General features: G+C 32.0%; 23 protein-coding genes and 1 pseudogene. 15 read left to right on the forward strand and 9 right to left on the reverse strand.

All coding sequences use genetic code 11. The features are described from left to right. Nucleotides 1–269: 269 nt before the first annotated feature. Nucleotides 270–533: a hypothetical protein gene (locus tag KA856_RS02420; RefSeq protein ID WP_107384230.1), complete on the reverse strand. Its 264-nt coding sequence runs from the start codon at nucleotides 531–533 to the stop codon at nucleotides 270–272. 206 nt (nucleotides 534–739) lie between these two features. On the opposite strand from KA856_RS02420, the gene KA856_RS02425 reads away from it, so the two are divergent. Further along, a complete protein-coding gene (locus tag KA856_RS02425) occupies nucleotides 740–1414 on the forward strand; it encodes a haloacid dehalogenase type II (RefSeq protein ID WP_107384229.1) in 675 nt (224 codons plus the stop codon). A 249-nt stretch (nucleotides 1415–1663) separates the two neighbouring features. Here the strand turns inward: KA856_RS02425 and KA856_RS02430 are convergent, their stop codons facing one another. Continuing rightward, nucleotides 1664–2833 (reverse strand): ArgE/DapE family deacylase, encoded by a 1170-nt coding sequence (locus KA856_RS02430; RefSeq protein WP_107384228.1) that lies wholly within the window; start codon nucleotides 2831–2833, stop codon nucleotides 1664–1666. Nucleotides 2834–2993: 160 nt separating this feature from the next. Between KA856_RS02430 and srtA the strand changes: the two genes are divergently transcribed. Continuing rightward, nucleotides 2994–3593 carry a class A sortase SrtA gene (gene srtA, locus KA856_RS02435; RefSeq protein WP_107384227.1) on the forward strand — a complete coding sequence of 200 codons (600 nt, stop codon included), beginning with the start codon at nucleotides 2994–2996 and terminating at the stop codon, nucleotides 3591–3593. An 83-nt stretch (nucleotides 3594–3676) separates the two neighbouring features. On the opposite strand, the gene KA856_RS02440 is transcribed toward srtA, so the two are convergent. Beyond that, complete coding sequence (locus KA856_RS02440) at nucleotides 3677–4345, reverse strand: N-acetylmannosamine-6-phosphate 2-epimerase (protein ID WP_107384226.1); 669 nt, start codon at nucleotides 4343–4345, stop codon at nucleotides 3677–3679. Nucleotides 4346–4510: 165 nt separating this feature from the next. Between KA856_RS02440 and KA856_RS02445 the strand changes: the two genes are divergently transcribed. Then, nucleotides 4511–5308 (forward strand): MurR/RpiR family transcriptional regulator, encoded by a 798-nt coding sequence (locus tag KA856_RS02445; RefSeq protein WP_107384225.1) that lies wholly within the window; start codon nucleotides 4511–4513, stop codon nucleotides 5306–5308. A 146-nt stretch (nucleotides 5309–5454) separates the two neighbouring features. Here the strand turns inward: KA856_RS02445 and KA856_RS02450 are convergent, their stop codons facing one another. Continuing rightward, complete coding sequence (locus KA856_RS02450; RefSeq protein WP_107384224.1) at nucleotides 5455–6327, reverse strand: ROK family protein; 873 nt, start codon at nucleotides 6325–6327, stop codon at nucleotides 5455–5457. Nucleotides 6328–6552: 225 nt separating this feature from the next. Here KA856_RS02450 and KA856_RS02455 point away from each other — a divergent pair, with 225 nt between their 5' ends. The 4 genes from KA856_RS02455 (at nucleotide 6553) to KA856_RS02470 (ending at nucleotide 10859) form a co-directional block, all read left to right on the forward strand. Continuing rightward, on the forward strand, nucleotides 6553–7434 hold the full coding sequence (locus tag KA856_RS02455) for an N-acetylneuraminate lyase (protein WP_107386187.1): 882 nt from the start codon (nucleotides 6553–6555) through the stop codon (nucleotides 7432–7434). Nucleotides 7435–7459: 25 nt separating this feature from the next. Further along, a complete protein-coding gene (locus tag KA856_RS02460; RefSeq protein WP_210138488.1) occupies nucleotides 7460–9004 on the forward strand; it encodes a sodium:solute symporter family protein in 1545 nt (514 codons plus the stop codon). 288 nt (nucleotides 9005–9292) lie between these two features. Beyond that, nucleotides 9293–10099, forward strand: a complete 807-nt coding sequence (locus tag KA856_RS02465) for a Cof-type HAD-IIB family hydrolase (protein ID WP_107386189.1) — start codon at nucleotides 9293–9295, stop codon at nucleotides 10097–10099. 112 nt (nucleotides 10100–10211) lie between these two features. Beyond that, entirely contained in the window at nucleotides 10212–10859 is a 648-nt protein-coding gene (locus KA856_RS02470) for an NAD(P)H-dependent oxidoreductase (RefSeq protein ID WP_210138489.1), read from the forward strand. A gap of 187 nt (nucleotides 10860–11046) precedes the next feature. Here KA856_RS02470 and KA856_RS02475 read toward each other — a convergent pair whose 3' ends face one another. Further along, the gene (locus tag KA856_RS02475) at nucleotides 11047–11856 is read right to left on the reverse strand and encodes a VOC family protein (RefSeq protein WP_182474464.1); all 810 of its coding nucleotides are present in this window, start codon (nucleotides 11854–11856) and stop codon (nucleotides 11047–11049) included. 185 nt (nucleotides 11857–12041) lie between these two features. Here KA856_RS02475 and KA856_RS02480 point away from each other — a divergent pair, with 185 nt between their 5' ends. Together KA856_RS02480 and KA856_RS02485 are read left to right on the forward strand one after the other, a co-directional pair. Further along, nucleotides 12042–13823 (forward strand): ABC transporter ATP-binding protein, encoded by a 1782-nt coding sequence (locus KA856_RS02480; protein WP_107504917.1) that lies wholly within the window; start codon nucleotides 12042–12044, stop codon nucleotides 13821–13823. Further along, entirely contained in the window at nucleotides 13816–15579 is a 1764-nt protein-coding gene (locus KA856_RS02485; RefSeq protein WP_107384217.1) for an ABC transporter ATP-binding protein, read from the forward strand. The genes KA856_RS02480 and KA856_RS02485 overlap by 8 nt, the downstream gene beginning before the upstream one ends. Before the next feature lie 302 nt (nucleotides 15580–15881). On the opposite strand, the gene KA856_RS02490 is transcribed toward KA856_RS02485, so the two are convergent. Next, nucleotides 15882–16160 (reverse strand): GNAT family N-acetyltransferase, encoded by a 279-nt coding sequence (locus KA856_RS02490; protein ID WP_107384216.1) that lies wholly within the window; start codon nucleotides 16158–16160, stop codon nucleotides 15882–15884. A gap of 198 nt (nucleotides 16161–16358) precedes the next feature. On the opposite strand from KA856_RS02490, the gene KA856_RS02495 reads away from it, so the two are divergent. Both KA856_RS02495 and KA856_RS02500 read left to right on the forward strand, forming a co-directional pair. After that, on the forward strand, nucleotides 16359–17339 hold the full coding sequence (locus tag KA856_RS02495; RefSeq protein WP_210138490.1) for a metal ABC transporter solute-binding protein, Zn/Mn family: 981 nt from the start codon (nucleotides 16359–16361) through the stop codon (nucleotides 17337–17339). A 289-nt stretch (nucleotides 17340–17628) separates the two neighbouring features. Continuing rightward, a pseudogene (locus tag KA856_RS02500) lies at nucleotides 17629–17850 on the forward strand (transposase); the annotation flags it as partial. A 160-nt stretch (nucleotides 17851–18010) separates the two neighbouring features. On the opposite strand, the gene aldA reads toward KA856_RS02500, so the two are convergent. Continuing rightward, nucleotides 18011–19438 carry an aldehyde dehydrogenase gene (gene aldA / locus KA856_RS02505; protein WP_181187391.1) on the reverse strand — a complete coding sequence of 476 codons (1428 nt, stop codon included), beginning with the start codon at nucleotides 19436–19438 and terminating at the stop codon, nucleotides 18011–18013. A 191-nt stretch (nucleotides 19439–19629) separates the two neighbouring features. Between aldA and KA856_RS02510 the strand changes: the two genes are divergently transcribed. The 4 genes from KA856_RS02510 (at nucleotide 19630) to mhqD (ending at nucleotide 22674) form a co-directional block, all read left to right on the forward strand. Beyond that, a complete protein-coding gene (locus tag KA856_RS02510; RefSeq protein ID WP_107384233.1) occupies nucleotides 19630–20067 on the forward strand; it encodes a MarR family winged helix-turn-helix transcriptional regulator in 438 nt (145 codons plus the stop codon). A gap of 66 nt (nucleotides 20068–20133) precedes the next feature. Then, on the forward strand, nucleotides 20134–21096 hold the full coding sequence (gene mhqE / locus KA856_RS02515) for a ring-cleaving dioxygenase MhqE (RefSeq protein ID WP_107384214.1): 963 nt from the start codon (nucleotides 20134–20136) through the stop codon (nucleotides 21094–21096). A gap of 53 nt (nucleotides 21097–21149) precedes the next feature. After that, on the forward strand, nucleotides 21150–22055 hold the full coding sequence (locus KA856_RS02520) for a VOC family protein (RefSeq protein WP_107384213.1): 906 nt from the start codon (nucleotides 21150–21152) through the stop codon (nucleotides 22053–22055). 25 nt (nucleotides 22056–22080) lie between these two features. Further along, entirely contained in the window at nucleotides 22081–22674 is a 594-nt protein-coding gene (mhqD, locus tag KA856_RS02525) for a methylhydroquinone degradation carboxylesterase MhqD (protein WP_107384212.1), read from the forward strand. 133 nt (nucleotides 22675–22807) lie between these two features. Here mhqD and KA856_RS02530 read toward each other — a convergent pair whose 3' ends face one another. Next, nucleotides 22808–23869, reverse strand: coding sequence for a YkvI family membrane protein (locus KA856_RS02530; protein WP_107384211.1), 1062 nt, complete (start codon nucleotides 23867–23869; stop codon nucleotides 22808–22810). A 424-nt stretch (nucleotides 23870–24293) separates the two neighbouring features. After that, the gene (locus KA856_RS02535; protein WP_181187354.1) at nucleotides 24294–26246 is read right to left on the reverse strand and encodes a fructose-1,6-bisphosphatase; all 1953 of its coding nucleotides are present in this window, start codon (nucleotides 26244–26246) and stop codon (nucleotides 24294–24296) included. Between the last annotated feature and the right edge of the window lie 98 nt (nucleotides 26247–26344).

The raw sequence follows: 26344 nt of genomic DNA on the forward strand, positions 1-26344 counted from the left end.
TGAGAATGCAGTGCGATACCATTTGTGTTAATGGGTGCATAAAGTTTAATTCTGGGAATGGAATATAACTATGATGATAGATGGCAATAAAAGCCTAGAGGTATAGCACGAAACATTCTCTTAGAATATTATATAACTTAAAATGTATTGTTACAATATAAAATTCATAAAAATTAAAATAGTTAGATGATACGCGTTATAAATAAAAAATAGTTACTTTACTGTAATAATATAAAATTGAGCTCTGAATGATTGAATAACAATGATATTTACTTTTCTTTTTGATAAAGTTCAAATGCTTTGTACAGAAATAATAGGAAAGAGATGATTAAAAACAAAGTGAATAAACCATTGAAAATAGGATTGCTAAAAAATTGAAAAATGGTAATAGCGCTCAATGATTCTAAAAATACTGAACCGGTTGTTTGTATTTGTAAGAAGTCAAATGAAAATAAAATTAAAGTAATCATCAACATATAACCTGTGGCGATAAAAAAGAGGTTTAATAAATCTAATAGAAACATTCTTCTCATAACAACCAGCCTCCCTTCTTACTGTTCTATAACCGTTTTGTAGTATAATAAAGCTATAATTAAAAAATTTACAAAAAATTAATAAATGATAGAATGCATCACCTTTCAATGACCTTTATCATTTTACAAAAATGATAAGAAACTGTTTGACTTTGTTGAAACGTGATAAAGAATAGTAAATGTGTGTTTTGAATAGGAGGTTTAAAATGTATAAAGCAATTATTTTTGATGTTTATGGAACACTTTTTGACATGTCCTCTTTAAAAAAAGGTATGACCCAATTTGATGATGAACAAGCAACATCTATTTCTAAACTGTGGAGAAAAACGCAATTAAATCACATGTTTTTAAAACAAATTATGCAACGATATATCCCATTTGATGAATTAACAAAAGAAGCTTTACGTTACACAATGGATGAGCACAAAATAAAATATGATCGAGAAGATATAAATCGTTTGTTTGATGCTTTTTTAAATTTAGAATATTTTCACGAAGTACCTAAAGTACTTGCCCAGCTGAACAGCATGAATATCAATGTAGGCATACTATCCAATGGAAACGATAATATGCTTAGACCATTGATTGATAACTCTGAATTAAGTGAAGATATCAATACGGTTATGAGTGTTAATGAAATTAAGCAATATAAACCAAGCCCTGCAAGTTATGCATTGATTTTGAAATATAATCATTTGAAAAGAGAAGAAATATTGTTTGTTTCTTCTAATTCTTGGGATGTAACTGGAGCAACAAATTTTGGCTTTGATACGGTTTGGGTGAATAGACAAAAAGAACATTTTGATTATAATGGACAGAATCCTACAATAACAGTTAATAATTTAAATGAATTAATTAATTGGTTAGAGATGAAAAAATAAATATTCATGTTCATCCATAATGATTACAAGAAACCAAAAGTCTTAGTGACTTGGATGAAAAGATGGCGTACACGCTCGGATTATCATACATCATATTTCAAGCAAGCATGCTACGTTCAAATTTGTAAGGCGTTAAATCTAAAAGGACGAATCCACTTCATATGGATTCGTCCTTTATTTGAGTATGAGGTTTATATTTTAGCCTTTACTTATTGAGCTCATGGTAGTTACATTATGTGTTTTGTTATTTTATTTAGAAGTATTTAAATATTGTGGTAATAATTGGCTATATAAATCTATAAAAGCTAGATAAGTATCTTTATAAACATATTCATCAACTTGATGTGCTTGGCCAGTTTCGCCTGGACCATACATTACAAATGAAAAACGTTCATCTTTATCCTTCATTAAATATGATGCGTCTGTAGTTGCAGTAGAAGAAGTTACTTCTAGGTTTCTATCAAAATAAGAATCACCTAAAGATTTAGCCAATTTTAAGAATTCATTATCCCCTTTAGTATATACAGGGTCACGATTTACATAAGGATTAACAGTAATATCAGCGTCACTTTCTTGTTTAACTTGATCTTTTATACTGTTAAATAGTGCTTCAAATTTATTATTATCGTAATCTGGTATAGTACGCATATTAAACAATGATTCAGCATAAGCTGGTATTGAGTTGACTTGATCACCACCGGAGATAATTGTTGAATTCATTGTTGGGGTACCGAGTAATTCACTTTTAACATCTACTTTGTTATAAGCTTTGTTTAAATAATGAATAAAATCAACCAAAGGATTAATTGCATTATAACCTAATTCAGGCATTGAGCTGTGTGAAGATTTACCTTTGGATATAACTTGAATATCCATTGTACCTTTATGTGTATAAACAATGCCATCTTGTGAAGGTTCTGCAATTAATAAAGCTTCGACGTCATCCATATAACCTTTTTCATGTAATAAAGCAGCGCCATCACTCGTTACTTCTTCTCCAGCAGTCGCCATAAATCTGATTGTACCTTGATTTAATGTACCAGCTTCTTTAATTTCTATTAAACTAATTGCTAAAGCAGCTAATCCAGATTTCATATCTGCAGCGCCACGTCCATGTAATCTACCTTGATCATCTTCTGTGAGCTTAAATGGATCATAATTCCATAAATTTTCATCACCCGTAGTGACAACATCCATATGTCCTGAAACACCAACAACAGGTTTGCCATCACCAATTTCTGCCACTAAGTTAGCTCTCGTAGTTTCACCTTCAAGTTTTTCAATGTTGGTTTGAATTCCGTATTTATTAAATAAATCCTGTAAATAATGTGCGACATCAAGTTCATTTTCATTCACAGATTGAATTTCAATAATGTCAGATAATATTTTTACACGTTCATCATCTGAAAATACTGACATACAAACACATCCTTTATATATATTGAATACTTTAGTATCTACCACATTATGAAATTTTTAAAACTATAAAAGGTTTTATGGAGAAATTAACGTTGTTAGATAATGAGTTGTGCTATACTTACAATGAATATTTTGATTTAGAAAAAGGAGTATTCGTTACATGAAAAAATGGGGAAGTAGGCTTGTCACACTAATTGGTGTAGCACTCATCATAATAGCGATTTATTTATTTATAAAACCAAAAATTGATAATTACTTTGCACAAAAAGACAATGAAAATAAAATAGAACATTATGACAAACAATCTAAAACCTCTGAAAATGAGAAAGTAGAAATACCTAAAGATAAGACAAAAATGGCAGGATATTTATCAATCCCTGATGCAGATATTAAAACACCTGTTTATCCAGGACCTGCCACGCCCAAACAATTAGATAGAGGCGTAAGTTTTGTGGAATCAAACGAAACATTAGAGGATCAAAATATCGCAATTGCAGGTCATACATTAACGGGTCATTCGGATTATCAGTTTTCTAAGTTACCTGAAACAAAAAAAGGAAGTAAAGTTTATTTTAAAGTTGGAGATGAACGAAGAACGTATAAGATTACTAAAATTTATGATGTGAAACCAGATGAAGTCGAAGTGCTAGATGAACAAGCATCGAATAAGAAGCAGTTAACATTAATTACATGTGATAATTACAATGAGCAAACAGGTGAGTGGGAAGATAGAAAAATATTTGTTGCCGAGGAACTATAGCATACTAAATAAAAAATTATATAAAAACCCATATTCATTAACCATGTAGGAACCATGTATTTGAATACGGGTTTTTTAAATTATTAATTTTCAATTGCTTGAATAAATCTTTTAGTGATTTCTTTAGGGCGTGTAATCGCACCGCCGACGACTGTACAGTGAACATTTAATTCTGTAACTTGTTTAAACATTTCAGGTGTGATGACATTTCCTTCAGCTATGACTTTCGCATGAACATGTGATAGCACATCTTTTAAAAATTGGAAATTATCTTCATACAAAATATGTCCTTTTGTATAACCAGTATAGCCACGAAGGGTAGTTCCTATGTAATCAAAACCTAATTTATCAGCATATTGTGCTTCTTCAAGTGTAGAAATATCAGCCATGATTTCTATATTTGGTGCATGCTGACGTATATATGAAACAAGTTCTTTAAGTGATTCTTTAGGACGAGCTTGCTTTGTGGCATCAAGAGCAATGACTTCACATTTACTTTCTAGTAATTCATCGACTTCTTTACGTGTTGCAGTGATAAAAACATCAGAATTTGCATAATCTCTTTTTACAATACCGATGACAGGTAAATTCACTTCTTGTTTTATAGCAATAATATCTTCTTTAGAATTTGCTCTAATGCCTACAGCCCCACCTTCGTATGCAGCTAAAGCCATTTTTGACATGATAAAAGATGAATGTAATGGCTCATTTTCCAAGGCTTGACATGAGACAATTAATCCTTGTGGTAACATAATTATACACTCCGTAACTTTAGTAGATTTAATAAAATACTTTATTATCTAATAGATTTATATTTTTAATATAACACCAAGAAAATAATAATCAATATATTTCATTGTTATGAAAAACATTTTCATTTATAATATAGCTAATATTGGGATGGGAGGATGCACAAAATGAAATTCGAAAATCGCGTTCAACGTTATCATCATTTATTTACCAAAACAGATAAACAAATCGTAGCATATATTCAAAACAATGACTTTGACGACACATTTTCAACAATTAATTCATTAGCATATGCGATTGGTACTTCACCTGCAACAATCACAAGGTTTAGTAATAAATTAAATTACGAGAACTTTCAAGATTTGAAGTTTAATTTACAGCAAGAAATGTCAGAAAGAGTAATAGAAAATAGTCCATTAATTCAACGTATTCATAAATATCATCAAAATATTATTCAACAAACAGGAGAATTTATTTCTGATGAAAAAATTCAAAGTTTTGTAAACCAAATTATTCGTAGTCGGCAAATTATTTATGCAGGACTTGGTAGTTCTGGATTATCAGCTACTGAATTTTACTATCGTATGATGAGAATGGGGTTGAAAGGGAATGTGTCTACAGATGCACATCAAATGAAAATATTTGCTTCTTTATTATCAACTTCCGATACATTTGTTGCAATTTCAAATAGTGGCGAAACTACAGAGCTTATCGCTGCAGCTAAAGTTGCACATGAACGTGGTGCATATGTCGTAGTGATAACAAATTATGAAGGAAGTCCAATTACAGCGTGTGCGGATTTAGTGCTTATTACTACTGATCAATCTAGAAATAAAGACACCCAATTTATCAATACTCAAATAGCTACATTATTTTTAATAGATATCGTCAGTTACTTATTATTGGACGATACGTATATGCATAATGTATATCAACATACTAAAAAAGTAGTATTAAATGAATAGAATCATTGTGAAAATAAATATTTTTGATTAAAACATAAACGCCAAATTCTATTGGGATAATTTAGAATTTGGCGTTTTTTATAGTTTTGACTTTTAAAACGGAGTAACTTTCATTATTATGACAACAAAATGATGACAAAAACTTTTTAAAATCTAGAGACTGCTCCGTATAGTGCAGCGTGATTCTGTGTACTTGTTGTTTGTATTTGAGCATGACCGTATTGTTCAGGTAAATAACATTCGACTTTTGGTATGATGTATTTTAATAAATTTTGACCTTGTGACGAAACACCGCCACCGATCAGTATTAACCCAGGATCATAAATGATTTGTATTTGAGCGATGCCTTCTGCGATGGAATCACTCCATTGATTGAGTATGGCTAGTGCTAGCGTATCTTGTTGATCTGCTAGTTCAAATAATTTTGGCACATTGTCTTGATGAATAAACCCTTTTTCTAACATGAGTGCTTTTAAGGCAGTTGTTGAGGCACGTTGTTCAAAGGTTTTGTTTGTTTTTCTATCATAAAGCAAATAACCAATTTCATTAGCGCGATTTCTTTCGCCATTGTATAGTTGCGCGTATTTGTTATAAAAAGCGCCACCAATTCCTGTTCCCAGAGTTAAGCAAAAAATATTTTGTGAGCTGTAATCATGGAAAGCCAGTTCTCCTAATAATGCTGCATTGACATCATTAAATACATTCACCTGAGCATTTAACGGTTCAAGCAAAGATTTGAAGTCAGTTCCCTTATAATTGGGAATCGTTGGCCCAGCGTATTCAACTATACCGCGCTGTTCATCTATAACGCCTGCGCTAGAAATACCAACATAAAGTGGGTCGATTTGATAAGATTTCTGCAACATCATTACAAGCTCATAAACTTTATCTCTAATAAACGTATCGATGTTATTTGGGGTAGGTGTTTTGATGTACTCTATAAAATTTAATGATTGATCTACCACAGCAGCCTTAATTTCTGTTCCTCCAATATCAATAGCAATTTTATATTGATGCATATTTGCACCCTCCTTAATTTCTACAAGAAAATCAATATTGAAAAAATTTTTCACGCATATCATTATAAAATGATGCATTTTTTCAAAAAGCTATTGCCACACTCTATGATAGCGTTTACAATTTGAACTGTAAATAGAATAAATAAAAGATATTTTTTAAAGCATTATATGTTTATATAAATGATTAAAAATAATAACTTAAATATATAGATGGAGGGTTATAAAATGGAAGAGAATTTAAAAGGTTTATATGCAGCATTATTAGTACCATTTGATGAGGATGGTCAGGTTAAAGAGGAAGGATTGGCGCAAATTGCACAAAATGCCATTGAAACTGAAGGATTAGATGGACTTTATGTTAATGGCAGCTCAGGCGAAAACTTCTTATTAAATAAAGAGCAAAAGAAACAAGTTTTTAAAGTTGCTAAAGAGGCAGTGAATGAGAATGTAAAATTGATCGCTCAAGTTGGATCATTAGATTTAAATGAAGCAATAGAGCTAGGTAAATATGCTACTGAATTAGGGTATGATGCCATTTCTGCAGTTACACCATTCTATTATCCATTTTCATTTGAAGAAATCAAAGATTACTATTTTGAATTAATTGAAGCGACACAAAATAATTTAATTATTTATGCAATTCCAGATTTAACTGGCGTTAACATTTCTATAGAACAATTTGGTGAATTATTTAATCATGAAAAAGTGGTCGGTGTGAAATATACTGCTCCTAACTTTTTCTTATTAGAACGTATTCGCAAAGCGTATCCAGATAAATTAATACTTTCTGGTTTTGATGAAATGTTAGTACAAGCGGCTATTTCTGGTGTAGATGGCGCAATTGGCTCTACATATAATGTCAATGGTAGACGCGCAAGACAAATTTTTGAAAAAGCTAAAAATGGTCAAATTGATGAAGCTTATCAAATTCAGCATGATACTAACGACATTATTGAAAATGTGCTGTCTATGGGCATTTATTCTACATTGAAAGAAATTTTAGCGACACGTGGTATTGATGGTGGATTACCAAAACGTCCGTTCAAACCTTTCAATGAAAACAACAGAGCTAAATTAGAATCATTAATTAACAAATACGATTTATAGGTTACCGTATAAGGGGATGAATTAAATGGAACAAGTTGGTTTTGGTATATGGAACTGGGTGGCAGTAGTTATTTACCTTTTAGTTATGCTTTTAGTCGGTGCATATTTTACCAAACGCGCAAGCCAAAGTACAGATAGCTTCTTTACGGCTAGTGGTCGTTTGCCTTCATGGGCAGTAGGGTTCTCTATTTATGCCACAACTTTAAGTGCGATAACTTTTATGTCTACGCCAGAAAAGGCTTTTTTGACAGACTGGTTATATATTGCAGGTAATATTGCGATTGTAGCAATTATTCCTTTACTTATATACTTTTATGTACCTTTTTTTAAAAAATTAAAGGTGACGTCTGCTTATGAATATTTAGAGGCGCGTTTTGGACCTAGTATTCGTGTTATCGGTTCATTGTTATTTGTGTTATTCCATATTGGGAGAGTAGCCATTGTTATCTATTTACCTACATTAGCGATAACTTCTGTATCAGATATGAATCCATATATAGTGGCAAGTTTGGTTGGTATTTTGTGTATTCTTTATACATTCCTTGGCGGTTTTGAAGGTGTTGTATGGAGTGATTTCATTCAAGGCGTCATTCTATTAGGTGGCGCAGCAGCAATCATTATTTTAGGTGTAGTCCACATTCAAGGGGGAATGGGGACTGTTGTAAGTGATGCATTAGAACATAAAAAAATCATTAGTGCTGATAACTGGAAATTTAATACTGCAGCCGCGGCAATTCCTATCATCTTTTTAGGGAACATTTTTAACAACTTGCATCAATATACAGCAAGTCAAGATGTGGTACAACGTTATCAAGCATCAGATTCTATATCAGAAACAAAAAAATCTTTATGGACGAATGGGGACTTAGCTTTAATATCGGCGCCGTTATTCTACGGTATGGGAACAATGATGTACTCATTTTATAGTCATGAAAGTGCATTGCCTAAAGGGTTTAATACTTCTTCTGTAGTACCATACTTTATACTTACTGAAATGCCACCATTTGTTGCTGGACTATTAATAGCAGCCATATTTGCAGCGGCACAATCAACCATTTCTTCAAGTTTGAATTCAATTTCGGCTTGTATTTCTGTTGATATTAAGCACAGATTCTTTGGCAAGAAAGATGAAAAAAGTGAAGTTGGATTTGCTAGATGGATAATCATCCTTTCGGGATTATTTGGATTCGGTATGTCTATTTATCTAATTGCAGCAGATTCTAACGACCTTTGGGATTTATTCTTGTTAATTACTGGTTTAGTAGGAGTACCATTGGCTGGTGTATTTGCGGTTGGTATATTCACACGTCGTACCAATACGTTCGGTGTACTGATGGGATTAATATTTGGAATTATTTTTGCTTATATCTTTAACGGAATGGGTGGCGGCAATTCACCATTCTATGTATCTATTATTTCGTTTATAGTAGCATTTATTTTCTCTTATATCATAAGTATTATCGTGCCAGGTAAACCAAAAGATATTACAGGTTTAACAATCTATGATATTAAAGAAAAATCTAATTATGTTTCTATTGTTCGTATGAAAGAAGACAATCAAGAAGGCTAAAGCTTTATAAAGTTAGGTAAAATGAATCGTACATTGAACTGTCATAGAACAGATTTTTTCCAATGTTAAGCTAAGATAATTTTTAGAAAATGAATACGTTATTCAAGGCAGATAGAATCAAGCATATTGCGTATGTGCTTTCTATTCTGCCTATTTTTATTTAAAACTTTAAAAATTAGATTATTCACAACTTAAAGGATATAATTCAATTTATTTATTTTAATTTAGCGATGAATATAGATATAATGAATTACAGATATAAGCAGAGCATTTGAGGGGATGATAAGTATGATAAAAGCAATCGCAGTAGATATGGATGGTACATTTTTAGATTCAAAAAAACAATATGATCAAGAAAGATTTAATCGTATATTTCAACAATTGAAAAATGAAAATATTAAATTTATAGCAGCAAGTGGTAATCAATACGCAAAATTAAAATCTATTTTCGGAGATAAAGCTATGTTTTTTGTTGCTGAAAATGGCGCGGTTATTTATGAAGGCAATACGTTATATGATTACCAAGCATTTGAAAAAGATGTTTTCCGTAATATTGTTAATTATTTAAATATCACCCGTGGTATCAACGAAATAATTGTTTGTGGATTGAAAAGTGCTTACATATTAAAAGACAATGAGCAATCATTTAAAAAAGATGCACATTTTTATTATCGACAATTAAAAGAAATTGAATCCTTACAAAATTTACCAGAAGACGAATATGTAAAAATCGCTTTAAATATAGATAGAGCAACACATCCTACACTTGATAAGGATTTGTCAAAACGCTTTTCACAAGATTTGTCACTTGTATCAAGTGGTCGAGATAGTATCGATATTATCATTCCAGGTATGACCAAAGGAAATGCATTAGCTAGATTATTAAAAAAATGGGGATTAGCGGAAGACGAGCTCATGGCATTTGGAGACGCAAATAATGATTTAGATATGTTGCAATTAGCAACATATAGTTATGTGATGGAAAATTGTGAAGATGAAACATTATTCGAAATTGCAAATTATGTAGCACCATCAAATGATAAGCAAGGTGTTTTATCTATTATTGAAGATCAAGTGCTTAAAATGAATAAGTAATATCTTATATCTTAATTTGGTATTAAGCTTAAACATTTTATTTTAATCCATGTAACAACCTATCCTATACTAAAAGGTATAAGATACAAATGGAAAGGATGGCAAACAAGAAATGAATGATATGCAACAAACAATTATAAACGCGTTTAATTTTAGACATGCAACAAAAAGGTTTGATTCAAATAAAAAGATAAATGAAAGTGAATTTGACACTATCTTAGAAGCGGGTAGACTGTCCCCGAGCTCTCTGGGATTAGAACCTTGGAAATTTATCGTAATACAAAATTCAGAAATTAGAAATAAGTTAAAAGAAATAAGTTGGGGTGCAAAAGGGCAGTTAGATACAGCAAGCCATTTCGTAATTATATTGGCACGTAAAAATGTAACTTCTAAATCACCATTTGTACAACATATGATTCGAGATATTAAGCAATACAGCGAAGATAGTATACCTGCTACGGAAGAAAAATTCGATAATTTCCAAACAAGTTTCCATATTAATGATAATGCACAAACATTGTTGGAATGGGCTAAAAAACAAACATACATTGCATTAGGTAATATGATGACGAGTGCGGCATTATTAAATATTGATTCTTGTCCGATGGAAGGATTTGATTTAGATGCTGTAACGCAATTTTTAATTGATGAAGGCTTGATGGATGAAACACATTTTGCACCATCCGTAATGGTTGCATTTGGTTATAGAGAAACTGAAGCAAAAGAAAAAGTGCGTCAACCTCAATCTCATGTTGTATAATGGGTTGAATAATAAGAACGACCATGACTAAAATATTTAAAGTTCGTACAAAAGAAAACCATGACATTAATGTCTTGACTTAAATAAAAAAACGTCAATTTCTATAATTATAATAGAAATTGACGTTTTTATTATTATAAACTTTAATAGCATGTTGAGTTATTATACTGTGCGTGATGTCTTAGCTTTATACTTTATCAGCTATTAATGACATTTGATTGTGTAAAGTAATATTTAAACCGTCTATTAAAAAAGTTTCTTCAACTTCATTGTTTGGTTTATAAATATCGATGTGGACTAATCCATAGCTGTTATCATTTTCAATTCTCGGTAAGCTGGATTGCCAAGTATTTACTGCAATATGATGGTGATAATATTTAGATGACATAAACAGAGCTTGAGGAAAATCGGAAATATGTTGAAGCCCTAACTTATCAATGTAAAAATGTCTAGCTACTGCTAAGTCAGATGTTTTCAAATGCAAATGCCCAATCTTTGCATTATTTGGTATTTTATCCCAACCTATCTCTGTTCTTTGATTAAGTAAATCAGCTGTATCTACTTGTAACGTATCCATTTTCACTTTGTCATTTTCCCACAACCATTCAGATTCAGGTCTGTCGTAATAAACTTCAATGCCATTTCCTTCTGGATCATTAAGGTATAAAGCTTCACTCACAAGATGGTCACCGCCACCAATCGGAATGTTTGATTGTGAAATATGAAATAAGAAATTAGCTAAATCTACGCGTTCAGGTAGTAGAATTGCTATGTGAAATAAGCCTGCTTCTCTTAAGGAAGGCTGACGTCCCTCTTGAATTTCATTTAATGTAATAGTATGGTCGCTCAAACCAACTTGTAAAATAGCAGAAGTATCATCTTTTGATACAACTTTAAGTCCTAAAATGTGTGAATAGAATTCCAACATTGTTTTTAAATTTTTAACATTTAAGGTGATATTTGTTACTTGAATTGCTGCTTTATCGTGAAAAGTCATCATTTTGCTCCTTTATAGTCAGTTATGATTTATAACTATAAGTTAATATAAAAAGTATACCAAGTCAATTTACTTGTCTCGCTATTTAGAATTACACAACGTTTAAAATCACTACTATATTTACATTTAACAACATGTGGTAATATGTGAACATAAACAATTTGGATGATGAAGTGGGTGAGTGTATGCAAGTCTTTTGGAAATTAGGGTGGTTTTTCAGACAGCATAAAGGTAGTTATATTATAGGTTTGAGCACATTATTTTTGATTGCTGTGATTGAAATTTTACCACCACAGATTATCGGTAAGACGATTGACTATATGGTGGCTAATAAATTAACACCGAAATTATTAATAATTTATCTTTCTATATTAGTGTTGGTCGCGATTTTGACTTATGTATTAAGATATATTTGGAGATTATCGATATTTGGGACAAGTCAAAAACTAGGCCAAACATTAAGAACGTATTTATATAAAAAATATACAGTTATGAGTGCTATCTTTTATCAAAATAGAAGAACTGGTGATTTGATGGCACATGCAACCAATGATATCAGAGCAGTGCAAAATGCTGCAGGCGCAGGGATATTAATGATTGCAGATTCTTTGATAACTGGTGGAACCGTAGTTATCACAATGGCTGTAACAGTAAGCTGGAAATTAACACTGATTGCAATGATACCACTGCCTTTTATGGTGTTGTTAACAAGTTTTTATGGTTCATTACTTAGTAAAGGATTTAAAAAAGCTCAAGCAGCGTTTAGTAGATTGAATGATAAGACACAAGAAAGCGTGGCTGGTATTAAAGTCACTAAGACATTTGGTTATGAGGCTAGTGATCAACAAGATTTTAAAGATTTAAGTGATGATGTAGTAAATAAAAATTTAAAAGTTTCAAAAATTGATGCATTGTTTGACCCAACAATTACATTAGTTATAGGAATGAGTTACTTTTTATCAATTTTATTTGGTGCAAAATTAGTTTTCAATAATACAATCACACTTGGTCAACTGATTACATTTACGACTTATTTAGGCATGCTTGTTTGGCCATTACTAGCACTAGGATTATTTTTTAATATCGTTCAAAGGGCAAAGGCATCTTATGAACGAATTGAAGAAATAGGAAACACCCCTAATGATATAGATACAGATTATAAACTTAATACAAGACCATATGGGGATATTGAATTTAATATTAAACAATTTAATTTCCCGGGAAATTCGGAAGAAGGCATTTATGATGTGCATTTTGAAGTGAGTAAAGGTTCTACTGTTGGCATAGTTGGTAGAACTGGATCAGGGAAAAGCACATTAATTAGATTGTTACTTAGAGAGTTTGATACAAAGGAACCGAATGAAATCAAATATGGTGACCATCCTATTCGAGATTATAATGTACAATATTTAAGAGATCAGTTTGGGTATGTACCACAGGAACACTTTCTATTTTCTACTACCATTCGAAATAATATTGCATTTAGTAATGAAAAAATAGATGACAATCAGATATTTGCAGCAAGTAAAGCAAGTTATATTCATGAGGATATTTTATCTTTCCCTTATCAATATCAAACTGTTGTAGGTGAAAGAGGCGTATCATTGTCAGGCGGACAAAAACAAAGAATATCAATTGCGAGAGCGTTATTAATAAATCCAGAAGTATTAATACTTGATGACTCTCTTTCTGCAGTGGATGCTCAAACCGAAGAAGTGATACTAAACAATTTAGAAAAATTAAGAAAAGGAAAAACGAATATCATTACTGCACATCGGATGAGCGCTGTGAAACAAGCGGATAAAATAATTGTGATGGATCAAGGAACAATTGTTGAAAAAGGTACACATACTACTTTGATGAACCAAAAAGGATGGTATTACGAAACATATCGAGCTCAAGCTTTACAACAAAAGCTCACGCGTAATTTAGATGACTTAACGAAAGGGGACGATACTAATGGCTGAAAAAGTTAATTTAACTGCGAAAGACCAAGCCCAGTCTTTGATTAGGTTATTTAAGTATACGACCCCTTATAAAGGGATTATTGCTTTAGCGTTTTTAACATTAACAATATCTACCATAGCAAGTATGTTAACACCCTATTTGGTAAAGGTATTTATCGATGATTACCTTACGCCACGTATCTTTCCTCAGCAAGCAATGATTTGGCTTATTATAATCTTTATCAGCATTCAAATAATAGGTGCAGTAACAATGTATTTAAGTCAATATCTTTTTCAATATCTTGCTTTTAAAGTGATACAACAATTAAGGATTGACGCTTTTAATAAATTAGGGAAATTGGGAATGAAGTATTTTGATAAGGTGTCAGGCGGCAGTATTGTATCTAGGTTAACAAATGATACAGAGACAATTGTTGATATGATTATAGGCGTTTTTTCAACATTTCTTATAGCTATTTTCATGATGATCTCTAGTTATATTATGATGTTTATTTTAGAGATGAAATTAGCTTTAATTTCATTGGTGTTTTTACCAGTTATCATACTCATACTTGCGAGTTATCGGAAATACTCAGCTGTTTTATTTACAAAGTCGAGACAAAAATTGTCCGATTTAAATACAAAGTTAGCAGAATCTATAGAAGGTATGAAGATAATACAGGCATTTAATCAAGAAAAAAGGTTAAACAAAGAATTCAATCATATCAATGATGAACATTATCAATATATGTTAAAAACAGTGAAACTTGATAGCTTATTATTGAGACCTGCAATAAGTTCACTAGCTATTTTTGCTCTAGTTATGATTTTAGGTTATTTTGGTATCATCAGTTTTACAACAGGTATTACAGCTGGTGTTGTATTTGCATTTGTGCAATATATGGAACGATTTTTTGAACCAATCAACCAAGTAAGTCAAAATTTAAATATTTTACAACAAGCTTTGGTTTCAGCGAGTAGGGTATTTACTTTAATTGACGATGAAACGTATGAGCCTGAACAACAACCTGTGCCATCAAATACAATTGACAAAGGAAAGATTGAATTTAAAGAAGTGAGTTTTAGCTATGATGGTGAGACAGACGTACTTAAAAACATTAATTTTACCGTTAATCCGGGGGAAATGGTAGCGCTTGTTGGTCATACAGGTTCAGGAAAGAGTTCCATCATCAATTTGTTTATGCGTTTTTATGAATTTGAGCGAGGTAGTATTGAAGTGGATGGGCATTCAATTAAAACAATACCGAAACTAGAATTAAAGCAGAAAATAGGACTCGTACTTCAAGATGCATTTATATTTTATGGCACTGTAGCATCTAATATTAAATTGTACCACCCAACGATGACATTTGAACAAGTAAAGAAAGCTGCAGAATTTGTTCATGCACACCATTTTATTGAAAAGTTGTCAGATCAATATCAACATAGAGTAATTGAAAAAGGAAGTTCATTTTCAAGTGGTGAGCGACAATTGATAGCATTTGCAAGAACAATTGCGACCAATCGCAAAATACTTATTTTAGATGAAGCGACAGCAAATATTGATTCTGAAACGGAAGAACAAATACAACAATCTTTGAATACAATGAGAAAAGGAAGAACAACTTTAGCCATTGCGCACAGACTATCTACGATTCAAGATGCTGATAAAATACTTGTATTAAATCATGGAGAAATTGTAGAGCAAGGGACACATGAAACACTAATTCAAAAAAATGGTATTTATTATAATATGTATGTATTGCAAAATGGATAAATCATGTATTTTAGTACAAAAATAATAAAGTGCGCGAATTGCTGTTATTTTAAGGTTTAAATGCAGCTAAACAATCAAAACTAAGGTCTTCAGTCAAAGAACAATTGATGTAGATTCAATTGCTATATTTATAAAAGCGGGTTTGAATTTCATTAGAATAGAATATGGATCCGAAAAATAAAAAGAAAAAAAGAGTCTGGGACATCATTGATTCGTCCCAGACTCATTCATATTTGTGATTTAGCTTGAGCTGTTTATATCCAAATTTATTTTGGAACTTAAAGAAGTTTGTAGGCAAGCAATTAACCTGCATAAACATCTTGGAATTCTGGTTTTTTCTCAATAACTGATTTAGCAAAAGGACATGTCGCAGAGACTTTTAAATTGTTGTCTCGTGCATAGTCAACAACTGATTTTACAAGTTGAGAACCTAAACCTTGGCCACCAAGCTCATCTGGTACGCCTGTATGATCAATAGTTATTTGATTATCACCTTGAGGTTGAAATGTAATCTCTGCTTGTGGATTGTCTTCGTTATCGCCTATATAAAACTTATTCGTACCTTGTTTAATTTCCGCCATTCTAACACCTCCATGTTATTAACGTCATATATATTAAATATCACATTTCACCTTAAGTTAAACAAATATTAAAAATAAGCACGTATTTTAATCATCAATGATGTCATTAAATATTGTCGAATAACAAAAAACCATTGAAAAAATGTGAAAATAAGTTTATAGTTTTAACGGAATAATTTCGATTTGGAGGGGCGTTTTTTGAAAAAAATTATGTTACTTATTCTGACCTGTATATTTATCGTATTGTTAAGTGCATGCGGAAATATAAATTCTGAAAAAAAAGACGTCAGTTCGAATAATAAATTAAAAATATATACGACAGCATTTGCATTCCAAAGTTTTACTGATCAAATCGGGGGCAAATATGTAGATGTTGATTCGATTTATCCCCCCGGTGCTGACATGCATTCTTTTGAACCTACACAAAAAGAAATGATTAATATCGCTAAAAGTGATTTGTTTATCTATTCAAATGAAGAAATGGATCCCGTGGCTAAGAAAATTGCAAGTTCAATTAATAATGATAACTTGAAATTACCTGTTGCTGCACATCTTAGTCACCATGATTTAATTGCAAATCACGAAGAACATGATGAACATGAAAACCATGATGAACATGACAATCACAATCATCATGAAGGTCATGATCATGGGGAACAAGACCCACATGTATGGCTAGATCCTGTGTTGAATAAAAAATTTGCTAAGGTGATTAAAAATGATTTAATCGAGAAGGATCCTAAACACAAAACGTATTACACGCGTAACTACAATCATTTGATCAAAGATATCGACGAAATTGATAATGAGATGAAGCGGATTACACAACATCCTAAACGTGATACAGTCGTAATTTCTCATGACTCTATAGGTTATCTAGCAAATCGCTATCAGTTTAATCAGCGAGGTGTTAGTGGCATGAATAATGAAGAACCTAGTCAACGTGAACTAATGAATATCGTTCAGAATATAGATAAAACTAAACAACCTTATGTATTATATGAACAAAATATCACTTCTAAAGTTACAGATGTTATTCAAAAGGAATCTAATACAACCCCGCTAAAATTTCATAATATGGCAACCTTATCAAAAGAAGAAGTAAAGGATAAACAGATTACTTATCAATCTTTAATGAAAGAAAATATGAAATCATTAAATAGAGCACTTAATCAGTAATTACAATCATATTGATGTCAGGATAACAATATTTTGTACTAAATCCTAAACGTCAGATAACATATTTGATGAAAAATTTCGAACTATCCATATAATGATTAAAGAGATTGGGACATAAATACCAGAAAAATAGCAATCAGATGATTTAATTTAATCCATCTGATTGCTTCTTTTTTATTTAATACTTCATATTGTTGGCTCGCTTTCTTAGAGAACAGCTCAACCTGTAGACTTCAGGTTGTCCTGTTCCCTCAAGCGTCTCGCCAAAATACGTCGCATTTATATGTATTTGTCACGACATGTTAATGAAATCGTTGAAGCAATCTCTGAAAATGTATTCGATGAATTCAAACATCATCGTGGTGTTACATCATATCATCCTAAAATGATATTAAAAATTATGCTATATGCCTACACACAATCCGTATGCTATGGTCGTAAAATAGAAAAACTGCTTAATCATCGTATCCGAATGATGTGGCTGTCACAAAAACAAACACAAAATGAAAAAGGCAATTTCTATATTATTTCGATAGAAATGCCTTTTTAACTTGTCCAAGAACTTAATGTCCCAGACTATTTTATTTTTGTAAAAGAAATTGCTGTTACAGTTTGCTTAACATGCATTTAGTCATTTAAACATGTTGTGTATTTTTAAACATTTAACACTTTTAATCATATCTAATGTAAGACACTGTTGTATTGTAATATTCTTCAAGTCCACGAATACCGTCAGCGCCTCCGAGACCTGATTCTCTCCAACCAGCATGATATCCATTCACAACTTCTTCTGCTTCACAATTTGCATAAACTTCACCAAATTTAAGACGTTCAGTGGCTATCATTACTTCTTTTAAATCTTCTGAAAATATATAAGAAGATAAACCAGCGTTTGTATGATTGGCTTGTTCAATAGTTTCTTCAAAGTCAGAATATTGTACGATAGGTAGTACAGGTCCGAAAATTTCTTCTTTGAAAGCTTCGTCGTCTGGACTTACTTGATCTAAAATCGTTGGTTCATAAAAATAACCGGAACGATCAATTATGTTACCACCTGTAATTAATTTAGCACCGCTATGAATTGCATTTTGAACTTTTTCATCGATGCTATCTAATTGTTTTTGATTGATAATTGCACCGAAATCAGTTTGATCATCAAATGGATCTCCTACATTTAAAGTTTCCATTTTGTCTTTTAGCTTATTAATGAACGTTTCATGGATATCATGGTGTACAAAGATTCGTTCAGGGCAAGTACATACTTGTCCTGCGTTATTAATTCTAGCAGTAACAATGTAATCAACGGCCTTATCTAAATTCGCATTTGGTGTCACTATTACAGGCGCATTGCCGCCGAGTTCAAGATTAACTTTTTTAACCGTTTGAGCACTCTTGGCATAAACAGATTTACCAGCACGCATACTACCTGTAATTGATATTAATTGTATATCTGGATGCTCTGCTAATTGTGTACCGACAGTTTCTCCTTTACCAGGGATAATTTGAATGAGACCTGCAGGGATCGTTGATTGGCGAAACAACTCTGCAATTTTTAGAGTGACTAATGATGTTTCCTCACTTGGTTTAATTACTACAGAACAACCTGTGATTACAGCAGGAATGACTTTTCTCATTAAGACCATGATAGGTGCATTCCATGGAACGATACCTGCAGTTACGCCAATAGGTTTTTTTGTTAATTGTATCGTTTCATTTTCGCGACTATTTTGAATGACTTCACCTTTGCTATTCATACTTTGACTTGTCATATAGTCTATAAAGTGTATTGCCTTGTCTATTTCACCGATTGCAGAAATGAGAGTTTTCCCTTGTTCTTGAACATATAATTTTGCAATTTCATCTTTATGTTCTTCTAATAAAGGGATTAACATTTTCACATGGTCTGCCCGTGTTGGCTGAGGGACTTTTTCCCATTCTAATTGTGCTTGTTTAGATTTTTCCACAGCCGAATTAACTTCATTTTCCGTCGCAAATGTAATTGTGTCTATGATTTCTTCTGTCGCAGGATTAATGACATTCATTGTGTCATTAGACTCACTTTCTACAAATTGATTGTTAATAAATAATTTATTCATTATGACACCTCCACATTATGATATATACCACTTATAAGAGAGAAAGAAACTGGTTGAGAAATAATGTTAAGTACTTTTAATGTTGTTGCCATTTTAATAATAAGTATATTTTTTATACCTTATTTGTTGACTTATGTCTGAAGAGATATTATAATTTATCTCGAATTCGAAATAAATTGGAAGTTGGTGATGCAATGAATCGTACTAAAGAGTCGTTGAATACTTTTATTGGTTTAAATCGAACCGTAGATCATTTAGAACAAATCGTAAGAAATGATATCCAACGTTACGGCTTGAATATAACGGAGTTTGCAGTTTTAGAGTTATTATATAATAAAGGCGACCAGCCGATACAGCGTATTGGTGACAGAGTTTTAATTGCGAGTAGCAGTATCACATATGTCGTTGATAAGTTAGAAGCCAAAGGATATGTAGTAAGAATTCGAAATGTACAAGATAAACGCGTAACCAATGCTTCAATAACTGACGAAGGTCAAGCATTAATGAATGATATATTTCCAGAACATGCGGCTACGTTACAATCAACTTTCTCAATACTTTCAAACGAAGAATTAACAATATTACAACTAGCTTTAAAAAAATTAAGTGCTCAACCTATTAATAAGTCGTAGCACTTAAAAATTTTACTCAAAATTACTTCGAAATCGAGATAAATATAATGAAAAAGGAGTTTTATTATGACAAACAATCAATTATTAGGAATACACCATGTAACAGCAATCACAGATGATGCTGAACGAAATTATAAATTTTTTACTGAAGTATTAGGAATGAGACTTGTTAAAAAGACTGTAAATCAAGATGATATATATACTTATCATACATTCTTTGCAGATGATGTAGGTTCTCCTGGTACTGATATGACATTTTTTGATTTTCCTAATGTTCCCAAAGGGCATTCTGGTACCAATTCAATTACACGTCCGTCATTTCGTGTGCCTGATGATGCAGCGTTAGCATATTATGAACAAAGATTTAATGAATATAATATTAAACATGAAGGCATTCAAACACTATTTGGTAAAAAAGTATTACCATTTGAAGAATCAGATGGACAAAGTTACCAATTAATTTCGGATGAAAATAATAAAGGCGTGGCACCTGGACAACCTTGGAAAGAAGGTCCAGTACCAACAGATAAAGCAATTTATGGTTTAGGTCCGATTGAAATAACAGTTAGTTATTTTGAAGATTTTAAAAAGATTTTAGAAAATATATTTGATATGACAACGATTATAGAGGAAGAAAACGTTGCAGTATTAGAAGTAGGCGAAGGTGGCAATGGAGGTCAAGTATTTTTAAGAAAAGATACAACTGGTCCAGAAGCGAGACAAGGTTATGGAGAGGTGCATCATGTTTCATTCAGATTAAAAGATCATGAGGCAATATCTAAGTGGTTAGAAAAATATGAACAGTATGGTATAGGGAATTCTGGGTTAGTAGACAGATTTTATTTTGAAGCATTATATGCACGTATTGGCCATATTTTGATTGAAGTTTCTACTGACGGCCCTGGATTTATGGGAGATGAGCCATATGAAACATTGGGCGAAAGTCTTGCATTACCACCATTCTTAGAAGAACAACGTGATTATATTGAATCAGAAATACGTCCGTTTGACACAAAACGTTCGCATTAAAAATGAAAGATTGTTTAAACCTTGAAATTACAAAATGAGAAGGTGGTTATTTTATGGAAGATATCAGTCATATTCATCACATTTCGGCGATTGTAGGTAATCCAGAAGAGAATATTCAATTTTATAGAGATATACTCAATTTAAAATTAATTAAGAAAACAGTGAATTTTGATGATCCTTCCACGTATCATCTATATTTTGCAAATGGCAATGTAGATAATGGAACGATACTGACATTTTTTAATTGGCCTAACAATTATAAAGGACGGATAGGTTCTGGTCAGGTTCAACGTATAGCATTTCGGGTGCCTAATGGATCATTGGAACATTGGGAAACACATTTACAATCACATGGGATAGAGACAGTGAGAACACAATTATTTGATAAAGCTACGGTCGAATTTTCAGATATACATGAGTTGCCATTAGCACTTGTGGAAGCCGATGAAGGGCATTCATATGATAATGGAGGAAATATTTTAGGTTTTCATGGTGTTAGCATGTTATCAACTGAGCCACATCAAACAGTACGAACATTGAATGAGGATATGGGTATAGAGCTAGTAAGTGAAAACGATCATCATGTTCACCTAAAAACTAAGGGTGAATGGCAACATCACGTGATAGTTAGAAAAGAGGTAGCCAATGTCCGTGTACGATGGGGCGTCGGTGTAGTACATCATATTGCGTGGTCAGTACCTAATGATGATGCTCACAAAGCTTGGCAAATGAAAATGAAAGACAAAGGCTATCATGTAACTGACATTAAAGATCGTAATTATTTCAATGCTATTTACATGAAAGAACGTGGCGGCATTATTTTTGAGTTTGCTACTGAAGGACCTGGATTCACGATAGATGAACGATTTGAAGATTTGGGTACACATCTTATGTTACCACCACAATATGAAGAACGCAGAGAAGCATTATTGAATTTATTACCACCCATTCGAATATAACTATTTTAAAAGGAGATGATGAATAATGGAACACATCTTTAAAAAAGGTGATTTAAACGGACCAACTTTTATCCTATTGCATGGTACTGGTGGCGATGAAAATGATCTTTTACCTTTAGCGCAAGCGTTAAACCCTAGCTATAATGTATTAAGTGTAAGAGGTGAAGTATCGGAAAATGGTATGAATCGTTTCTTCAAGAGATATGGTGAAGGTCAATATGATGTTGAAGATTTGAAATATAGAACAAACAATTTAATTCAATTTTTAAAAGAAGCGGCTGCAACTTATCATTTTGATTTAGCTAAGGCTGTCCCAGTAGGTTTCTCTAATGGTTCTAATATAGCTATAAGCATGATGTTACACCCTGATATTTCATTTAACAAAGCGTTACTGTATGCACCTTTATATCCTTTAGATTCAATAAATGATAAAGATTTATCTTATACCAAGGTATTATTATCAATGGGTGAAAATGACCCAATTGTTTCTGTTCAGGATAGTCAAAATGTTATTGATATATTTAAACAAAGAGGTGCAACAGTTAAGGAACTATGGGTAAACAGTCATGAACTCACACGAGAAGGTATCATTGCGGGCCAATCATTATTAAAAGATTAACCAATATCAGTTTGCTTAGCGTTTTATATAAAAGGCGTTGCTAACAAAATAGAATACCCCTAGACTCATTCAATATTTTGATCACATCTGATTAAATGAACATAATATTGAAACACTTGTCTAGGGATTTTTATTATGATGAATGAGATTTATAAAAGATGCCTTTAATTAATATAGGTATTAACAAAATAAAACCGAAGAGACCCATTAATGGAAATACTTTTCCAATTAACTCAATAAAGCCAATAAATGTAGTAGCAAATGTAATGATTGCGATAATTATAATTAATATATAATAGTTTTGTTGGTATGGTTCTGTGAAACGAGAAGCAAATGCATACATTAAGCCCACAACCGTATTATAAATAACTAATATCATGATAATTGCCATAAAATGACCAATCACAGGTGAAATATGGTTTGCCAATAATAACGACGGTAATGATACGTTTATTATGTTTGTGAATTCTGTTACCATTCCAAGGTTCAACATTAATAATAAAAACGTTATAATGATGCCACCTAAAATACCGCCCAAATATGTTGCCTTCTCAGATTTCATGCGTCCTCCCATTACAGAAAGAAAACTAAACGCAGCTGCAATTTGTAAACTGCCATAGTTAATTGCATCAAACCACCACCATCTATCTGTCCGATTGCCACTATTGGCGTATTGTGATGCTGAGTTAAAATCAAAGCTTCCAGTAGTGAAATAATAAATAGCAATCAATGAGACAATAATGACTAAAAATGGTGTGACCATGCCTAAAACAGTTATTAAACGGTCGAATTTTAAGAACAAAGTAGCCAATATAATAATTACTAAAATTAAAGCGCTAATGGCATATGGTATACCAAAACTTTCATGAATCGTTGAAACTCCACCAGCTGTCATAATCATTGCTAATGCAAGTAAAAACAGAGTTAATATAATATCAAAAATTGTTGCAATTGTTCGAGGAAGATAATACTTTATGGGCTCGGTATGGCTGTGAGAACGCAATCGATATCCTGTATTTAATACAAGTACACCGGCGATAGTAATGATAAGTCCGGTTATAATAACGCCTAAAACACTGTATCTACCATTACTCGTAAAAAATTGAAAAATTTCTTGTCCAGTTGCAAAGCCAGCGCCCACAACAACACCTACAAACGCAAAAGCGACCGCGATACTTTCTTTTAAATTAGACATATAGTTGGAATCCTTTCTTGCCATTCATATGGTGAACATACTTATTTAATAAACATCACAATGATTTATTTTATCTTAAAAGAAAATAGAAATAAATGGAAAAGTTTATATCGAATATACATATGTATTTTTTGAAAGAACGAAAACGATAATATGGTTGAACAAGTGAAGTGAAAATAATTAAACGGTTAGCATTTAATAAAAATTAGGCTGCTAATTCCCTGTGGAATTTAGGGAGTTAGCAGCCTAGAAAATAGCATTTTTATTAGGTTTACAATTTTAGGGGACGGTGCCCATAAAAATTGACGTTTCTTTTATTTTTATGAAACATAGTAGTGTTTGCTGAGCTATTGTTTTTTGAATTTTAAGTCACACGATAATAGCATCACGTGAATAGCACCTTATGAAAAAGTGATTGATAAAATTAATTGACGAAGCGATCATGCATTAATACTTTTAAAACATCAATTTTTTCTTGTATGTCTTTGCCAGTATTGGTATCACGTATTTTTTTACGTTTTAATTCTTTGTCTACTACACGGCGTATAGAAAGCTCGTCTGCCCCATTCAGTAAGACGTGTTTTTTCGAATTAAAGTGTTGGTGTGCCACAAGCTGCATTCCAAAAGAATTATAGAGTAAAGTATAGCCAGCAATTCCAGTTGTAGATTGGTAGGCTTTTGAAAATCCACCGTCGATAACAATCATTTTTCCTTCCGCTTTGATTGGATTTTCACCATCAATTTCTTTGACTGGTGTATGACCATTGATGATATGTCCTTCTTCTGGGTCTAAACCGAAATCTTTCAACATTTTTTTGCACATATTTACGTCTTCGCGTAAATAATAATAAGGGTTTTTAGTTTCTTTGTGTGCTGATTTATCATTAATATAATAACGTTCAAATGTTGTCATTGCTCTTTTTCCAAATAATGATGAATATTTACCTGTCCATAAATACCAGACGAGATCAGTTGCTAAATCATCATGTATATCTTTATGGTCGAATGCTTCTCTTACAAAGTGTTCAAAATGATCAAGTAAATCTCTGCCATAGCATTTTTCACCATCAATAATCATAGATTCCATTTCGCCATTTTCATCCACAGGTATACAACCATGTATAAGTAGATTGCCATTATAAGGGAGATAAAGTTTGCCTTTTTGCATTAAAAATGTCATATGTCGTTTTAATTTTTCTGATTGTTGTACTGACAATAATAATTTTTCTATTACCTCGTGTTCGTCTTCAGTTAATGCGTTAGGGTTGTTTGGATCGATAGTTTGGAAGCAAGTATTTTCTAAAGTGTAAGTTTTACCATAAAGTGTTGCTGTATTATTTTCATAGTCGATACTCTCTAATACTAAGCGTTCTTCCATTTCAAAATTAGGTCTGCGCTTAATGATAGGCGCTTCCAATTTAAATTGAATGATGGCGATTGCCTGATGGATTTTAGTGATTTGCTCTATTTCAGATTGAGACAGTCCTTCAGCATTTTTAGGTTTGAAAGCGGGATTGTCACCTGAATAATACTTTTCAGCAAGTGTCAATAAAGGACGTAAATTAATACCATAAGCATCTTCTATAATATCTAAATTATCATAACGTGCACAAATTCTGAGTAAATTTGCTAAACAAACTTTAGAACCAGCATAGGCACCAATCCACAAGACATCGTGATTTCCCCATTGCACATCAACGGAAGGATAGTCAATTAAAGTGTCCATGATTTTATCAGGTTCTGGACCACGATCATAAATATCGCCTACAACATGTAAGTGGTTCACTACAAGATGTTGAATTGTAAAGGACAGGCCGATAATCAGGTCATCTGATTGTTCGAGTTCAATAATTTGATTCATTAAAGTTTGATAATACGAATGTTTATTATTATATTTATTACTTTTATATAACAGTTCTTCTATTATAAAAATATAATTTTTAGGTAAAGTTTTGCGTAATTTCGTGCGTGTATATTTAGAAGAAGCATAAGTTATTAATTTGATAAGACGATTAATCGTTGTGATATACCATTCATCTAAACGCTCTTTTGAGGTGAAACTATTTTTAATTAATTTTAATTTTTCCTCTGGATAATATACAAGTGCTGAAAACTCATTTATTTCTTGGCGTGTTAATGTATCTTGAAATATATCACTGATTTTAGATCGAACATTTCCTGAACCATTCCTTAATACATGCTGAAATGCATGGAATTCACCATGTAGGTCACTGACGAAATGTTCCGTGCCTTTAGGAAGTTCTAAAATAGATTCAAGATTTATAATTTCAGTTGCTAATTCCTCTCTGTTATTAAATTGTTGAGATAATAAATCTAAATATTTTTCTTTTACGCTTTTTTCTGTTGCATCATGCATTATTTATGTCACTCCAATTAGGTAGTTTTGTTACTCATTATATTTAGTAAAACGTTTCCATTGTATGTGTAATATTGTAGCATTAATTTTGGGGTGGG

The sequence above is a fragment of the Staphylococcus sp. GDB9P120P genome, from assembly GCF_017893435.1.
Taxonomy (GTDB): domain Bacteria; phylum Bacillota; class Bacilli; order Staphylococcales; family Staphylococcaceae; genus Staphylococcus; species Staphylococcus cohnii.